At 43.1% G+C, this 15,625-nt stretch carries 13 protein-coding genes; 5 read left to right on the top strand and 8 right to left on the bottom strand.

Annotation, left to right across the window (positions count from 1 at the left end):
• Positions 1-25: 25 nt before the first annotated feature.
• From PKF022_RS08365 to PKF022_RS08355, 3 genes are read right to left on the bottom strand one after another with little or no spacing between them, the layout of a single operon-like run.
• Positions 26-2,458, bottom strand: coding sequence for an ATP-binding protein (locus PKF022_RS08365; RefSeq protein WP_281776571.1), 2,433 nt, complete (start codon positions 2,456-2,458; stop codon positions 26-28).
• A 6-nt stretch (positions 2,459-2,464) separates the two neighbouring features.
• Positions 2,465-3,088 carry a response regulator transcription factor gene (locus tag PKF022_RS08360; protein ID WP_215347694.1) on the bottom strand — a complete coding sequence of 208 codons (624 nt, stop codon included), beginning with the start codon at positions 3,086-3,088 and terminating at the stop codon, positions 2,465-2,467.
• Entirely contained in the window at positions 3,088-3,930 is an 843-nt protein-coding gene (locus PKF022_RS08355) for a diguanylate phosphodiesterase (protein WP_281776570.1), read from the bottom strand. The genes PKF022_RS08360 and PKF022_RS08355 overlap by 1 nt, the downstream gene beginning before the upstream one ends.
• Before the next feature lie 316 nt (positions 3,931-4,246).
• Between PKF022_RS08355 and PKF022_RS08350 the strand changes: the two genes are divergently transcribed.
• The 4 genes from PKF022_RS08350 (at position 4,247) to PKF022_RS08335 (ending at position 10,160) form a co-directional block, all read left to right on the top strand.
• Complete coding sequence (locus PKF022_RS08350) at positions 4,247-4,537, top strand: co-chaperone GroES (protein ID WP_072582790.1); 291 nt, start codon at positions 4,247-4,249, stop codon at positions 4,535-4,537.
• Between the two features lie 28 nt (positions 4,538-4,565).
• Positions 4,566-6,218, top strand: coding sequence for a chaperonin GroEL (gene groL / locus PKF022_RS08345; RefSeq protein WP_068320933.1), 1,653 nt, complete (start codon positions 4,566-4,568; stop codon positions 6,216-6,218).
• Between the two features lie 124 nt (positions 6,219-6,342).
• Positions 6,343-8,739, top strand: coding sequence for a glycosyltransferase family 41 protein (locus tag PKF022_RS08340; protein WP_281776569.1), 2,397 nt, complete (start codon positions 6,343-6,345; stop codon positions 8,737-8,739).
• Between the two features lie 530 nt (positions 8,740-9,269).
• Complete coding sequence (locus tag PKF022_RS08335; RefSeq protein WP_281776568.1) at positions 9,270-10,160, top strand: hypothetical protein; 891 nt, start codon at positions 9,270-9,272, stop codon at positions 10,158-10,160.
• A gap of 127 nt (positions 10,161-10,287) precedes the next feature.
• On the opposite strand, the gene PKF022_RS08330 is transcribed toward PKF022_RS08335, so the two are convergent.
• From PKF022_RS08330 to PKF022_RS08315, 4 genes are all read right to left on the bottom strand, one after another.
• Positions 10,288-10,578 (bottom strand): hypothetical protein, encoded by a 291-nt coding sequence (locus tag PKF022_RS08330; protein WP_281776567.1) that lies wholly within the window; start codon positions 10,576-10,578, stop codon positions 10,288-10,290.
• A gap of 82 nt (positions 10,579-10,660) precedes the next feature.
• A complete protein-coding gene (locus tag PKF022_RS08325; RefSeq protein ID WP_281776566.1) occupies positions 10,661-12,028 on the bottom strand; it encodes an NAD(P)(+) transhydrogenase (Re/Si-specific) subunit beta in 1,368 nt (455 codons plus the stop codon).
• A 33-nt stretch (positions 12,029-12,061) separates the two neighbouring features.
• Entirely contained in the window at positions 12,062-12,400 is a 339-nt protein-coding gene (locus PKF022_RS08320) for a proton-translocating transhydrogenase family protein (protein ID WP_011903634.1), read from the bottom strand.
• Between the two features lie 25 nt (positions 12,401-12,425).
• Complete coding sequence (locus PKF022_RS08315) at positions 12,426-13,556, bottom strand: Re/Si-specific NAD(P)(+) transhydrogenase subunit alpha (RefSeq protein ID WP_281776565.1); 1,131 nt, start codon at positions 13,554-13,556, stop codon at positions 12,426-12,428.
• A gap of 178 nt (positions 13,557-13,734) precedes the next feature.
• Here PKF022_RS08315 and mnmA point away from each other — a divergent pair, with 178 nt between their 5' ends.
• A complete protein-coding gene (gene mnmA, locus PKF022_RS08310; RefSeq protein WP_281776564.1) occupies positions 13,735-14,847 on the top strand; it encodes a tRNA 2-thiouridine(34) synthase MnmA in 1,113 nt (370 codons plus the stop codon).
• Positions 14,848-14,921: 74 nt separating this feature from the next.
• Here the strand turns inward: mnmA and PKF022_RS08305 are convergent, their stop codons facing one another.
• Positions 14,922-15,536: a glutathione S-transferase gene (locus PKF022_RS08305; protein ID WP_281776563.1), complete on the bottom strand. Its 615-nt coding sequence runs from the start codon at positions 15,534-15,536 to the stop codon at positions 14,922-14,924.
• Between the last annotated feature and the right edge of the window lie 89 nt (positions 15,537-15,625).

Here is a 15,625-nt window from a genome sequence, read left to right as displayed (position 1 = left end):
TCCTCATAGGATAAACCCACCTTATTTAGGATTCTGAGTATTTGGATTGATACCCCGCAATAATTTGATTTTGCTGCATCAGTAATTGAGTAAATTCTTCGATCCTGAGGTGTAAATTACCCTTTTGCTCAAGCCCGGCACAGGCCTGAATAAACGATTTAGCCTGCAGTAGGTGGGCACCGCCTTTTACCTTATGAACCAGGCCAGTGAAAATCGCTTCATCACATTGATTACCTCGTAATATTTCAAGAGCTTCATCATGAACCTTTTTAAACTCATTCAAAATGACCAATATATGATCTGGATTTTGTTTGAGTAGGTTTGCAAATACATCAAATGAATATTCCCCGTCAGGACTGTCTAGCACATCCCCCTCAACAACTTCTTGTACTGAGAAGTGGCGTGTTAATTCATTTTCTAGAATCATTAAACTCAATGGCTTAATGAGGACGCTATTCATGCCGGCAGCAAAGAACTGATGGCGTGAATCCAGCGCGTAAATATCTGCGGTCACACCGATGATCACCAGATCGCGATGTCCAAGATTGCGGATGCGCTTAGCCAGTTCTGAGCCCTGCATGCCAGGTATAGATTGATCTGTAAGTAAAAGGTCGAAATTGGATTGAGTAATTAAATCTAGGGCGGTGTGTGCGTTATCGCAAACCACGGCTTCAATACCTAGGGCTTCTAGCTGCAAGGAAATAATTTGCCTACTAGCGGGATGATCCTCTACCACTAGGGCACGTAGGGAGGGGTTGGATTTATTCTGGGATCTAAAGACTAGTTTTTTGGAGGGAGGGGTGTGATTGCTTGTTAACTCCTGTCTGGATGAGGCTATGCTGGTGCGAGGTAATGCTATTGAGAAATGAATATTGCTACCAAATCCTGGTGCGCTATCAAAAAACAACTGACTGCCCATGGAGTGAACCAAGTGATTGGTGATAGTGAGCCCAAGACCAGTTCCATTATGTTGCTCAGTAGTGCCTGGAATTTGCTCAAATGCCTGTAAAGCAAGCTCGATATCCTCAGATCCCATACCAACACCAGTATCAATTACCCGAAATTCAATTAATTGCCCTGCATGGTCATCTGCTAAAACGCTAATGGAGAAATAAATTTCTCCATGCTCGGTGAATTTAATGGCATTGCTAATGAGGTTTTGCAGGATTTGCCGAAGCCGAAGTGCGTCGATCATCAGCACTTGTGCAATTCGAGAATCTTTCGATGTGTGAAGCGTAAGATTTTGAATTTTGGCAACGGCTGAGAATGCTGAATCAATATCGTCAATTAAAGTGTTGAGACAGCAGGGCTCTAAATTTAGAGTCAGCTTTCCTGCTTCTATTTTGGAAAGATCTAAAACCTGATTTAAGATGCCTAAGAGTGACTCGGCTGATGAATGGGCGCTTTTGAGTAATGCCTTTTCATTTTTAGGGAGTGGGCTATTGAGCAATAGCTCTTGTACTCCTAAGATAGCATTCATGGGTGTACGAATTTCATGGCTCATCGTAGCTAGAAATGACGATTTCGCCGCATTTGCTTTTTCTGCAAGCTCTTTAGAGTTCATGAGGCTTTTAGTTTCTTGTGTATGCAGTTGATTTTTTCTCTTCATATGCCAAAGCAACATCATCCCGCCAATTAAAGCTGTCAAGGCAGACACCCAGGCAAGTTTTGAGTGGATGGAGTCTGTATTTTGATCAAAATCTTCACTTGAGTGAATTGCAAAGAGATTGCGCGACTCTATGGGATCCAAGTGATTAAGAAAATTCTCAAGAACTCCATGTAAGGCCTCGTTCTGATGGGCAATAAGCCAGCGATATGCAAATGGTTCGCGGCTATATAGACCATTTAATTGCAATTGCTGACCATATGCGCTTTGAATCAGTCGTTGTGCAAGTCGAATTGGTAAGACGAGCGCTTCAATATCATTTTTAAGTAGGGCCAATATTAGGTTATCCGCATAACTAGAAATCTTGGCTTGTGGGTGTGCGGGTAATGGTGGGTTTTCATAGCCACGATCGAAGTAAGCAATATTGATGGATTCAATAGACATATCGCTTTTTGAACGCTTAGTCAGAATGGCATCATGACCCCAAAAGATTGCCTCTGATAGAGAGCCGAACCTCAGATATTCGTCATCCAGGGCTGGCGGATCAATAATGAAGTCGACTTCCCCGCTGGCGAGATGTTGCAAACCCTCCTGATCGCTCTTGCGCCATTTAGGTAGAAATTCTTGCTTAGTAAATTCACTGAGCTTACTCAAAAGACTATGAAAAATACCAACCTCACCTTTTTCATTGGGTCCTAAATAAGGAGCGTACTTTTCATGAATGCTAAAACGTACTACAGGATGTGCATCGACCCACCTTTGCTCAACCGAATTCACCAATTTGGCATTGGCGTTGCTCATTAACCCATTGAGGAGAATAAAAAAAGCAATATGGGCGATAGATCGACGCATGCTGGTTTAGCTTTCGATAATGTTGTTCATGCGGCAAAATAAAATGAGGTCGGCAATATTGTTTATGCCAAGTTTGTCAAAGACTCTAGTCTTGTAAGTGGCCACCGTCTTATTGCTGATATGCAACATATCGGATATCTGTTGATTGGTGTTGCCCTTACCTAGATATTTCATGACCTGTAATTCACGATCAGAAATTAGTGCGAGCTTATCGTTGTCACTTAATGAGCTATTTCCATTTTTGCCATGAGTAAAAAAGTTATAGCCTTGAGAAATGGCAACGCAGGCAGCCAAAATGACATCTGCCCCTGCAGTTTTATTAACAAAGCCGTGACCGCCTAATGAGCGCACTCTGCCGCCATATACGGCCTCATCCATGCTGGAAAGTACCAGCATACGAACGTCGGGATACATCAGCCCGATGCGACGAATAACATCAAATCCATCGGTCTTGGGCATATCCAAATCCAGAATCACCATGTTGGGATTTACTTCCTTCATAGATCTAAGGCACTCTTCGCCGTTCTGAGCTTGTCCCGCAATTTCAAATAACAACTGGTCCTGCAACATACTTTTAAGCGCCATCAACATTGCTGGATGGTCGTCTACCAACATCACGCGTTTTCTCATTACTTGTCTCCATTAGGGTTTAGGTGTTGATGAGGGTGCAGCGAAAAAATGGCTTTAGCGATACGGCTATCATTTATTTGAAGCATTTGGTGGCGGCTGACTGGCGCCATCATGATTCCGCCATATGCGTGGTCAGCAATGAGGGTTGAGGCTCTCTCCAAATCTTTGACTAAGCCAACATTCCTTGCGTAAATTTGTGTTGGCAAGTAAGGTGACTGCCTTAGTAGGGAGAGCGCATTACTTTCTAGATTGTGTTCACGTACTTTGCTCATATCAATATGAACCCCGTCCAATTGCATCTCAGCAATCCAATGCAACTCCTCAGCACTTCCGCAGAAATTTAAGAAATGTAGCAAGACTCCAAGTCTTCGTAAGCGAAGCAAACCTTCTTTAAAGGAATCAACATTTGCGGAGTCTGGAATGGATTGAAGACCAATCGCCAACAAGCCAACCGGCAAGCGGGAGTTCAAAATCAATTCACTCATTACATCTACATAGCCACTTGAAGCTATGGTATGGGTTGGTATTGGCAGAATTCCGGGGATAAAGCGACCACTGCGATACCAATAGGCAACGGTGTCTAGACCTTCCATAAAAAGGCGTAATAGCTGCATGTCTGAGGCATTCAGCAGCGGTCTAAATAAAGATCCTGTCAGTTTTGTTCCCTTGCAGTTAAAAATGGGTTCATGACTAATCGCTTGTCGTTTAGACCAGGATTGGTGTTCTTCGAGGGCTTGGCTGCTAAGGCCAAGCCAGGGGTCGCCATAGGCGTCTCGTACTTCGTGGAAGGGTTTGTTCTTCCATGCCTTTACAAGCGTGTACAGCCGGGATTTCGGGCTCATCAGCATTCTCCAATCGGTGACTGTCCAGTCTAGGCAGGACAGATTGGAGCGGTAAGGGCTTTAGGCTGATTTATCTGTAGGAAATGACCTACTAGCCTTTCCCAATTATAAAAAGGGGCTAAATCCTTAAAGAATTTATGGTGATCCACCCTTGAAATACTGAGAATGAGACCTATATAATCAGCACTCCCTACACGCGAGTGCTAAAAAGGTCATTTAATCTTAAATTACCCCAAAACTCCGTGTAATGAGATTTTAAGGCTTTGATTTATATAGTTTATTTAAATAGTTAATACTTACTAACATAGGAGAAGAGATGAATTTGCGTCCCTTACATGATCGCGTAATCATCAAGCGTTTAGATCAAGAATCAAAAACTGCTTCCGGAATCATCATTCCTGACGCTGCTGCAGAAAAACCTGATCAAGGTGAAGTTTTGGCAGTAGGTCCAGGCAAACGTGATGACAGCGGCAAATTAAACGCGCCTGACGTCAAGGTAGGCGATCGCGTTTTGTTTGGTAAATATGCAGGTCAAACAGTAAAAGTTGACAGCGAAGAACTCATCGTGATGCGTGAAGACGACATCATGGCTGTTGTACAGAAGTAATTTCGGCATCTAAGAGAGGAATTTAATCATGGCAGCAAAAGACGTTGTATTTGGAGATAGCGCCCGCACCAAGATGGTCGAAGGCGTAAACATTCTTGCTAATGCAGTGAAAACAACTTTGGGACCAAAAGGTCGCAACGTGGTGATTGAGCGTTCATTCGGTGGACCAACGATTACTAAAGACGGTGTATCCGTAGCAAAAGAAATCGAACTCAAAGACAAGCTCCAGAACATGGGTGCGCAGATGGTAAAGGAAGTTGCTTCTAAAACTGCTGACATCGCTGGTGACGGTACAACTACCGCTACTGTTTTGGCTCAGTCCATCGTCCGCGAGGGTATGAAATATGTAGTTTCAGGTCATAACCCAATGGACTTAAAGCGCGGTATCGATAAGGCTGTTACAGCTGCAATCGAAGAGCTCGCCAAAATTAGCAAGCCTTGCACAACCACTAAAGAAATTGCTCAAGTAGGTTCAATCTCTGCAAATAGTGACCACAGTATTGGTCAGCGTATTGCTGAAGCAATGGAAAAAGTAGGTAAAGAAGGTGTTATTACTGTTGAAGATGGCAAGTCTTTGGAAGACGAGCTCGAAGTAGTTGAAGGTATGCAGTTTGACCGTGGCTATCTTTCTCCATACTTCATTAACCAACCAGAAAAACAAGTTGCCGTACTGGAAAGCCCATACGTTCTCTTGTTTGATAAGAAGATAGCCAACATCCGTGATTTGCTCCCAGTGCTTGAGCAAGTAGCCAAATCTGGTCGTCCATTGTTGATCATTGCAGAGGATGTTGAAGGTGAAGCTTTGGCAACTTTGGTTGTGAACAACATCCGCGGCATTATCAAAACCTGTGCTGTTAAGGCTCCTGGTTTCGGTGATCGTCGTAAAGCAATGTTGGAAGACATCGCAATTTTGACTGGCGGCACAGTGATTGCTGAAGAAATTGGCCTCACACTCGAGAAAACAACTCTTGAGCACTTGGGTCAAGCTAAGCGTATCGAAGTAGGCAAAGAAAACACCATCATCATTGATGGTGCTGGCGATGCTAAAGCTATTGAAGCTCGCGTGAAGAACATTCGTGTTCAGATCGAAGAAGCTACTAGCGACTACGATAAAGAAAAATTGCAAGAGCGTGTAGCTAAGTTGGCTGGCGGTGTTGCAGTGATTCGTGTTGGCGCTGCTACTGAAGTAGAAATGAAAGAGAAGAAAGCTCGTGTTGACGACGCATTACATGCAACTCGCGCAGCTGTTGAAGAAGGTATTGTTCCTGGCGGCGGCGTAGCATTGATTCGCGCAATGCAAGGTATCAAGGGATTGAAAGGCGATAACGCTGATCAAGACGCTGGTATCAGCATCGTATTGCGTGCTATGCAAGAGCCATTGCGTACTATTGTTAGCAACGCCGGTGAAGACGCAGGTGTGGTTGTTAATGCTGTTCAGGCAAGTAAAGGCAATAATGGCTACAACGCAGCTACTGGTGAATACGGTGACCTCGTTGCACAAGGCGTTATTGACCCAACCAAGGTAACTAAAACTGCGTTGGTAAATGCAGCTTCTGTTGCTGGTCTCTTGTTGACCACTGATTGCGCGATTTCTGAAGCGCCAAAGGATGAGTCTGCTGGTGGCGGCATGCCTGATATGGGCGGCATGGGTGGTATGGGTGGCATGGGCGGCATGATGTAATAGCCTCACCCCTCCAGCTAGCTTGCTGTAGAAACAAAACGCCTGGTTCAAAAGACCAGGCGTTTTTTATTTGTTATAGTCAATTTTTAATAAATAACTAAAAGCACTTTTTAATAGTGACAGTATGAGCAATACCCCATCTTCCCTTATTACAAAAATTATTCAGGTAGTTCGTGAGAATAAGCTGGAGGAGACTCAGGATTTAATAACGGCAGCTTTTCAAGAGGGCCCTGATAATAAAGATCTGTTATTTCAAATCGGCCTTAGCTGTGCCCAAAATAACCGACTCTCTGACGCGCAACTTATTTTTGAGAAATTACAAACACTCATTCAAAATGATTACAAAATTTCATTCAATTTAGGTCTTTTACGCTCAATGCAGGGGGATTACCTGGGGGCAATTAGTGCATACGATCAAGCCTTAAATATTAAGCCAGATGATGCAGATACGTTAGTAAACAAAGGGTCTACTTTTAATGAGCTCAGACATTATAAGAAAGCACTTGAATCTTTAGATGCTGCTATTAGGATTAATTCAGCAATACCGGAAGCTTGGTTAAATAAGGGAGTTGCCTTAAATCATCTAGAGCGCTATCAGGAGGCGATTGGTGCCTATGATGAGGCTATTAAATTAAATCCAGCATATTTTGAGGCTTGGTCAAATCGCAGCATTCCCTTAAAAAATTTAAAGCAATATGTACAGGCCTGCGAATCCTGCGATAAGGCATTGAGTTATCAGCCAGATTATTCAATGGCTTGGTTTAATAAGGCAGATGCACTGCATGATTTAGAAAAATATGAAGATGCCTTAATTTGCTATGAGCGCGCATTAAGCTATAAACCAGAGCACGCAGAGGTTTGGGCAAATAAAGCGGTGCTTTTATATGCCCTTAAGAGGTATGAAGAGGCATTGTTTTGTTACGACAAAGCTCTTAGTTATAAGCCTGATTACTATGAGGCCTGGTCAAATAAGAGTGTGGCCCTCTTGACGCTAAAGCGCTATGAGGAGGCTCTATTGAGTTGTGAAAATGCACTTAATATTTCACCAGAATACTCTGAAGCTTGGGCGAATAAAGCAGTTATATTACAAATGCTCAGGCGTTATGAGGAGGCCTCTTCGTCATACGACAAGGCTCTATCGCATAAAACTGATATTGCTTGGGCTTTCGGAGATTCTCTACATTTAAAACTCAAACTCGGTATTTGGAAAAATCACCAAGAAAATATTGAGCTTTTAAAAAATAAACTCCGCTCTCATGAAAAAGCAACAACCCCTTTTTCTGTGCTATCGCTAATTGATGACAGTGCTACGCATCTAGAGGTTGCAAAAATATATGCAAAAGAAAAGTTTCCTGCTAACCCTGCGTTGGGAGAAATTCTGAGCCACCAAAAAAATAAGAAAATTCGTCTGGGATATTTTTCCGGTGATTTTTGTGAGCATCCAGTTTCTTATTTAACTGCAGAGCTTTTTGAATTGCACGATAGAAATTTATTTGAGGTTTATGCATTTTCATTAAAGCCTGCTCCCGCAACAGATTCAATGAGGCCTCGCTTAATTAATGCATTTGATCGCTTTATAGATGTCTCGTCCATGTCGGATGTGGAGGTTGCTAAATGTGCTCGCGAGTTAGGAATAGATATTGCCATTGATTTATCAGGCTTGACTGAGGACTCTAGGACTGGAATTTTTTCTTATAGAGCCGCTTCAATACAAGTGAACTACTTGGGATATCCAGGCACGACTGGTGCAGATTTTATGGATTACATCATTGCGGATGGTGTTGTCATTCTAGAAATAAGTCGTGAACTCTATACTGAAAAAGTGGCATATCTCCCCGATACCTATATGGTTGACGATTCTTCCAGGGTGCCGTCCAAGAAGGTATTTCATAGGCAAGAACTTGGACTGCCTGAACAAGGCTTTGTATTCGGTTGCTTTAACAACAGTTATAAATTTAATTCGGACGTAGTTCAAAGTTGGGCAAGAATTTTATCTCGGGTTACAGATAGCGTTATTTGGATTTCTGAAAATAATTCGACGTTTAAGAAAAACTTACAGTACGAGTTTGAAAAACTGGGAATAGACCCAAAGCGAGTGATATTTGCCTCAAAAGTCGATTCGATGAGGGATCATTTGTCTCGTATTGCCTTGGTTGATCTATTCTTAGATACGAGTCCATATAATGCGCATACCACTGCATTAGACGCATTAAAGGCGGGGGTTCCGATTATCACGAAAATTGGAAATGCCTTTGCTAGTAGGGTGGCCGCCAGTCTGTTGAAGGCTATCGAACTACCTGAGCTTGTAACGCACACGTCACAAGAGTATGAAAACTTGGCTGTTGATTTGGCGTTAAATCCACAAAAGCTAGGGGAAATAAAGGAGCGCTTATCTTGTAACCGTTTGTCAGCGCCATTATTCAATACCGCATTGTTTACGAAAAATATAGAGACAATTTTTTCTAGAATGCACGATCGTTACCTACGGGGCCTCTCCCCTGATCACTTAATGAATAATTAAGTTTTCTTGATGATTTAATTGGAAATAAAAAAACCGCCCGTAGGCGGTTTTTGTTTACTCTGATATTGGCTTGTTATTCAACAGCCTTGACCATCTCCTCAACAACCTTCTTCGCATCATCGAAGACCATCATGGTTTTACGGGCGAAGCCTGTTTTACTATTGGAAACAATAATTTAAGAGCAAGTAATTAAAGAATATAAAAAACCATATCCGTACGATTAATAATAAAAAACACCCATGAGCTAAGTGTAAATAGGCCAGAAAAAGGCCAGAAAAAGAATAGCACAATAGCTACTTAACTAAGTACTAATAAGTATTCATGGCGGCTCTGTAGAGCAGATTTCATCTGTATTACAGATGAATTAGGGGGCTTTTGCGATTTCCTGGAGACTTACTTTCATGGAGATGCTTTTCAGCTTAAGTTATAAGTGGCCTCATTTACTCTGGCATACACATACTGTTATATGTTGCTAGATGCCATTAAAATAGACATCTTTACATCTAACTCAATAATAGTGAAATTTATAGATGAAATATATTCCAAGTTACTTTGGCATGATAAATACAAAGAAATCTAGCCTCTATACCTATCATGCAGTCGAATCTTTTTTTGAAAAAACTGATTTTGATCTATCTCGAGGAGATAGGTTTTATTTGATTGATAATGACAACAGCCTTTTAAAATTACCAGAGAACTCAATAGGTAAATGTGTTGTCATTAAAAATAAAGAACAGAAATCATTTGCTCAAAACGTAAACTCGATTCTCTCTATTACTCTTCAGAATGATGTTCACTTGATTTTTTTAAATAATGACATTATTTTTACCCGTGATTGGCTACCTCCTCTTTTGCAATCTGATGCCGTTATTACCTTGCCATGTTGTAACCAATATGAGGTATTTAAAAATGGTGAATTTTCGTTAGATGTAGCAATGGATCTAAAAGATTTTATTGGACATGAAAAATCTTTTGAAGAAATTATTGCCTGGCGACGTAAGGAGAGATTAGGGCCAAAATACATGTATTCTCATTTTTTACCATTTTATTGCTTTAGATTACCTAATGCTGTTGCTTCAAAAGTGGGTCTATTTGACGAGGGTTTTGGAAGGGGTGGGGCAGAAGATATTGATTATCGAATTAGAGCTAATTTAAATGGATTTGAAGTTGCTATTGCTTTGGATTCCTATGTGCTTCATTTCATGGGGAAATCAACTTGGAGGGGCGCAGAAACTCCCGAGCAAACTGAAGAGAGAAATAATATATATAAAAAGGAATTTGTAAAAAAGTGGGGTGAAAAATTAACTAATATTTTTCTAAATCCTTCTAATGCGGAATTTGAAATAAAAAAACATTCACTCGAGCACGAGTGGATTAATAAAAAATATAAAACTATTATTGAAAAGTGTTTACCGACATAAATATCTTATCGGCATCTATTTCTGGTTAGCACTAACGCAACCTCTGCCTTACAGCTAGGGTAGCTTTCAGACCTCTAAGGTGGGATAGTTTCAAGTAATTTTTCCTGCAGCTACTAAAAAGTCAAAATTAGTGGGCCCAAATTAAATTTAATCTGATAGAGCTGTATTCTAAAGTTAAATTTTTGGTTTTCTTCCTCTTGAGCGTAATTTCCTGCACATAGCGCTCTATAACGTCCTTAAACAGGGTTCTTTCGGCTAGGGCTATGTTGGTATAGCTGCCTTTATCAATCTCGGCTTCAATCTGCCTCGCCCAGCGCTGAGCATCTTCTTTAGATTGGAATGATTTACTGACGGGCTGCTGCCCCTTGCGTTGAACACGGGCTTGCCACTTCCCGTGTCTATTCCTAAATGTTGCCATCTTCTATCCCTCGATTAGGACAGATTTAGGCCTTTCACATTCTTTTTTACTTTCAAGCTTTATCTAGTAAGGCTTTCCCACTTTATTCAACAGCCTTGACCATCTCCTCAACAACCTTCTTCGCATCACCGAAGACCATCATGGTTTTATCCATGTAGAAAAGTTCGTTATCTAGGCCAGCATAACCGGCAGCCATAGAGCGCTTATTAACAATGATGGTTTTGGCTTTAAAGGCCTCTAGGATTGGCATACCAAAGATTGGGCTACCTGGAGTGCGAGCTGCTGGGTTAACTACGTCGTTAGCACCAAGCACCAAGACTACGTCGGCTTGACCAAAATCACTATTGATATCTTCCATCTCGAATACTTGATCGTAAGGAACCTCAGCTTCAGCCAATAAAACGTTCATATGACCAGGCATACGACCGGCAACTGGGTGAATAGCGTATTTCACAGTAACACCATGGTGAGTTAACTTTTCAGTTAATTCTTTCAAAGCGTGCTGAGCGCGAGCAACTGCAAGGCCATAGCCTGGAACAATAATCACAGTATCTGCGTTTTCCATCAAGAAAGCCGCATCTTCGGGTGAGCCTGTTTTGTAGTTCTTAGGGCCGCCATCATCGCCGCCACCTGTAGCAGCTTCTGCGCCAAAGCCCCCAAGCAATACAGCCAAAATAGAGCGGTTCATCGCCTTACACATAATGTAAGACAGAATTGCACCTGATGAGCCTACGCAGGCACCTGCAATAATCAATACGGGGTTGTTTAAAGTAAAGCCAATACCTGCAGCTGCCCAGCCAGAATAACTATTGAGCATCGATACAACCACTGGCATATCGGCGCCGCCGATAGGGATAATCAAGGTCACCCCCAATACCAAAGCGATCGCACACATTGCCAAGAATGCTGCATGGCTATCACCCATATAGTAGGCAATACCAGCACCAACCATTGAGACGGCTAAAAGGAGATTGAGCAAATGTTGGCCAGCAAAGCTGACGGGTTTGCCGCTGACCTTACCAGATAACTTACCGAATGCAATCACAGATGCAGTAAAGGTGATGGCACCAATAAATGCACCAATAAAGAGTTCGATCTTTTGTGCGCCAGTATGGTCGTGTGCAGGATTAAATACCGCAGCAATCGCGATCAATACAGCTGACAAACCAACGAAGGAGTGCATTAAGGCCACCAGCTCAGGCATCTTGGTCATTTGCACACGCTTGGCAGCAATGATGCCAATAACAGCGCCGCCAACAATTGCAGCAATGATTAATGAAAATACAGGCTTGAAGTCTGGAATCATGAATGTTGTGATCACAGCAAGCAGCATGCCAATCATGCCGAAGGTATTACCTTGGCGTGAAGTGGTTGGTGAAGACAGGCCACGCAAAGCGAGGATGAACAACACCGATGAGATGAGATAAGAAATAGCGGTTATGTTTGACATAGTTTTGTTCTCTATATAGGTCTTGTTCTAGGTTTATTTAGTTCCAGCCGCATCAGCCTTAGGGGCTTTTTTCTTGAACATTTCAAGCATGCGACGGGTGACCATAAATCCACCAAAAATATTGATAGATGCGAGAAATACAGCAACTGCACCAATGATGCTGGTGAGGGTAATTTCATCGCCACCGATGACTTCAGTTTGAAGCAATGCGCCAACGATGATGATGCCGGAGATGGCATTGGTTACCGCCATAAGAGGTGTATGAAGTGCAGGGGTAACGTTCCAAACTACGTGATAGCCAACAAAAATAGCCAACACAAACACAGTGATGTTCTGAACGGTAAGGATGCTTTGAAAGGCAGCGAGATCCATAATATTTCCTTAGTATTTTTTACTATTAATTCTTGCGAATGGCTTGGCCATCACGGCACATTAAGCAAGCGGTGACAATGTCGTCATCGGTTGGAATTACCAACTTCGCTTCTTTATCCACGATGAGCTTCATAAAGTCGAGCAAGTTACGTGAGTAGAGAGCGGATGCATCTGCTGCAACCATGCTAGCTAAATTGGTATAGCCCACAATCTTCACGCCATTTACATCAATCACTTTATCTGCCTGAGTTAAAGGGCAGTTACCAGAACCGTTCTCACCTTTACCTGCAGCTAAGTCAATCACGATTGATCCTGGTTTCATGTTAGCCACAGTGTCACTGTGCAATAGAACAGGAGGTTTACGTCCGGGGATCAATGCAGTAGTGATGACGATGTCTGCTTGTTGTGCGCGTTCAGCAACTAATGCTGCTTGGCGCTTCATCCAAGCTTCAGGCATTGGACGGGCATAACCACCAACGCCTTGAGCAATTTCGCGTTCTTCATCAGTCTCATAGGGAACGTCAACAAACTTAGCACCTAAAGACTCAATTTGTTCTTTAGCTGCAGGACGAACATCCGATGCTTCAATCACAGCACCAAGGCGCTTTGCAGTAGCGATTGCTTGTAGACCAGCAACACCAGCGCCCAAGATCAGAACGCGAGCTGCTTTAACGGTACCCGCGGCAGTCATGAGCATTGGCATGAAGCGTTGATATTCATTAGCAGCAACCATCACGGCCTTGTATCCAGCAATATTGGCCTGAGAAGACAAGACGTCCATGCTTTGTGCACGTGTTGTGCGTGGTGCAGCTTCTAATGAGAATGCGGTAACACCTTGAGCCGCCATCGCAGCAATCATGTCGTTATCAAATGGATCGAGCATACCCAAGAGGACGGTGCCAGACTTAATTTGTTTAAGCTCAGCCGCCTCAGGTGCGCGCACCTTAAGAACAATCTCACCACCAAATGCGTCAGCTGCGCTACCAATAGTCGCACCAACAGCTTCATACGCAGAGTCGGGTTGACTGGCTTTTACTCCGGCATCTTTTTGAATGACGACGCTATGACCTTGACCAATAAGTTTTTTAACGGTTTCTGGTGTAGCGGCTACTCGAGTTTCCCCGGGCCTTGTTTCCAGTGGCACTCCTATGCGCATGGCATGTCTCCAAAAGCAAAATTTTTCAAAAAATCTATTTTATGTATATATACGCAATTGCGTATATATACATACCCTTATACATAAAGCCCTTCAGACCCACTTAGAATTGCACTAATTTTCTTTAAGGCTTCTACAATGGGGTATACCAGCTTATATTGAATTCTCGCATTTTTTGATGATCCCGCTCAATTCTTCCGCAATCCCATCGCCCCAGACCAAGAAAGTCGTTATTGGCATGTCTGGAGGGGTAGATTCGTCGGTTGCCGCCTGGATGCTCAAGGAACAAGGCTTTGAAGTTATTGGCCTTTTTATGAAGAATTGGGAGGACGATGACAACGACGAGTACTGTTCTGCTCGCCAGGACTGGCTAGACGTGGTTTCTGTGGCCGATATGATCGGCATAGACGTTGAGGCCGTCAATTTCGCTGCTGAGTACCGTGAACGTGTATTTGCTGATTTTTTGCGCGAATACGCTGCAGGGCGAACACCTAATCCCGATGTGTTGTGCAATGCTGAAATTAAGTTCAAAGCTTTTTTAGATCACGCCATGAGCTTGGGGGCTGACGCGATTGCCACAGGCCACTATGCGCGCGTGCATCACGAGGGCGGAAAAGTGCAGTTATTGAAAGCGGTTGATTCGAGTAAAGATCAAAGTTATTTCTTGCATCGTTTAACTCAGCAGCAATTAGCAAACGTCATGTTTCCGCTGGGAGAAATTCCTAAGATGGAAGTTAGAAAAATTGCCGAGAAAATTGGTTTGCATAACGCCAAGAAAAAAGATTCCACTGGAATTTGTTTTATTGGTGAACGCCCTTTTAGAGAATTTTTAAACCGCTATTTACCTCGTATACCTGGTCCCATTAAATCGCCAGAGGGTAAGACTGTTGGCGAGCATATGGGTTTAGCATTCTTTACCTTAGGTCAGCGCAAAGGCATTGGTTTGGGCGGCAGTCAGGATGGCAATGGTGATGCTTGGTATGTTGCCCGTAAAGACATCCCAAATAACACCCTATACGTAGCTCAAGGCCACGAGCACCCATGGCTATTGGCTCACAAGCTTTCTGCAATGGACGCTAGCTGGGTATCTGGCACAGCGCCAATACCTGGAAGCTATTCCGCTAAGACGCGTTATCGTCAAGCTGATTCAGCTTGCACCTTAATCGCCGGTAATGATGCGCAAAGTTTTGAATTGAGTTTTCCGGATGCACAGTGGGCAGTGACACCCGGACAATCAGCTGTTCTTTATGACGGAGAGATATGTTTGGGTGGCGGAATTATTTCCGCATAATTTGCATTGCCCAGAAATAGATACAAAAATGCCAATCAGTGCGATTGGCATTTTTTATTTAAGCAGTCAGCTATTTAAGCAGCGGGTGGTACTGTTTCCATAAATGAAGGTCGCTCCATTAGTTTCTGATACAGGCGATCTAGGTTTGGATATTGTGTCTGCCATTTCACTTCAGGAAAGCGAAACAATAAATAACCAATGGCGCAACCAACGGCGATATCGGCCAAGGTCATTTGATTGCCATGACACCAGGTGTTTTCGCCGAGTTGCTCAGACATTTCACGAAGGGCGGCATCGATCTTACCCATTTGGCGGTCATACCAAGCTTGGCTTTGTTGTTCTGCTGGGCGCAAGGTACGCTCTAAACGAGCCAAAATACCGGCATCCATAATTCCGTCAGCCAGGGCTTCCCAGGTCTTCACCGCAGCCCGTTCTCGGTTATCGACAGGGATGAGCTTGCTGACAGGGCTTAGGCCGTCAGCATATTCTGCTATGACGCGGGAGTCATAGATCGTCTCCCCATCATCAGAAATCAGGCAAGGAACCTTCCCTAGGGGGTTTGTAGAGCTAATTTTGGTATCTGCAGCCCAAACATTCTCTAATTCGAGGTCAACATCGACCTTTTTCTCGTTAAAAACAATACGTACCTTACGTACGTAGGGGCTAGTGAGGGATCCGATAAGTTTCATGGGATCCAGTATAGCCATCCTATTTGAGGTTTGCTGGACTCCTAAACGCATTAAAATTAGCTTTTATTGACATCTTCAATGCAAAGGCA

The sequence above is a fragment of the Polynucleobacter sp. KF022 genome (assembly GCF_027924105.1).
Classification (GTDB): domain Bacteria; phylum Pseudomonadota; class Gammaproteobacteria; order Burkholderiales; family Burkholderiaceae; genus Polynucleobacter.
The sequence above is the reverse complement of the archived record's forward strand: the minus strand, read 5'-3'. Positions and strand labels throughout refer to the sequence as shown.

What these genes read in the sequence shown, in the direction of transcription:
- mnmA (WP_281776564.1), top strand. Translation starts at nt 13,735, where the DNA reads ATGATCCCGCTCAATTCTTCCGCAATCCCATCGCCCCAGACCAAGAAA.
- PKF022_RS08320 (WP_011903634.1), bottom strand. Translation starts at nt 12,400, where the DNA reads ATGGATCTCGCTGCCTTTCAAAGCATCCTTACCGTTCAGAACATCACT.
- PKF022_RS08330 (WP_281776567.1), bottom strand. Translation starts at nt 10,578, where the DNA reads ATGGCAACATTTAGGAATAGACACGGGAAGTGGCAAGCCCGTGTTCAA.
- PKF022_RS08325 (WP_281776566.1), bottom strand. Translation starts at nt 12,028, where the DNA reads ATGTCAAACATAACCGCTATTTCTTATCTCATCTCATCGGTGTTGTTC.
- PKF022_RS08350 (WP_072582790.1), top strand. Translation starts at nt 4,247, where the DNA reads ATGAATTTGCGTCCCTTACATGATCGCGTAATCATCAAGCGTTTAGAT.
- PKF022_RS08355 (WP_281776570.1), bottom strand. Translation starts at nt 3,930, where the DNA reads ATGAGCCCGAAATCCCGGCTGTACACGCTTGTAAAGGCATGGAAGAAC.
- PKF022_RS08315 (WP_281776565.1), bottom strand. Translation starts at nt 13,556, where the DNA reads ATGCGCATAGGAGTGCCACTGGAAACAAGGCCCGGGGAAACTCGAGTA.
- PKF022_RS08305 (WP_281776563.1), bottom strand. Translation starts at nt 15,536, where the DNA reads ATGAAACTTATCGGATCCCTCACTAGCCCCTACGTACGTAAGGTACGT.
- PKF022_RS08360 (WP_215347694.1), bottom strand. Translation starts at nt 3,088, where the DNA reads ATGAGAAAACGCGTGATGTTGGTAGACGACCATCCAGCAATGTTGATG.
- PKF022_RS08335 (WP_281776568.1), top strand. Translation starts at nt 9,270, where the DNA reads ATGAAATATATTCCAAGTTACTTTGGCATGATAAATACAAAGAAATCT.
- PKF022_RS08340 (WP_281776569.1), top strand. Translation starts at nt 6,343, where the DNA reads ATGAGCAATACCCCATCTTCCCTTATTACAAAAATTATTCAGGTAGTT.
- groL (WP_068320933.1), top strand. Translation starts at nt 4,566, where the DNA reads ATGGCAGCAAAAGACGTTGTATTTGGAGATAGCGCCCGCACCAAGATG.
- PKF022_RS08365 (WP_281776571.1), bottom strand. Translation starts at nt 2,458, where the DNA reads ATGCGTCGATCTATCGCCCATATTGCTTTTTTTATTCTCCTCAATGGG.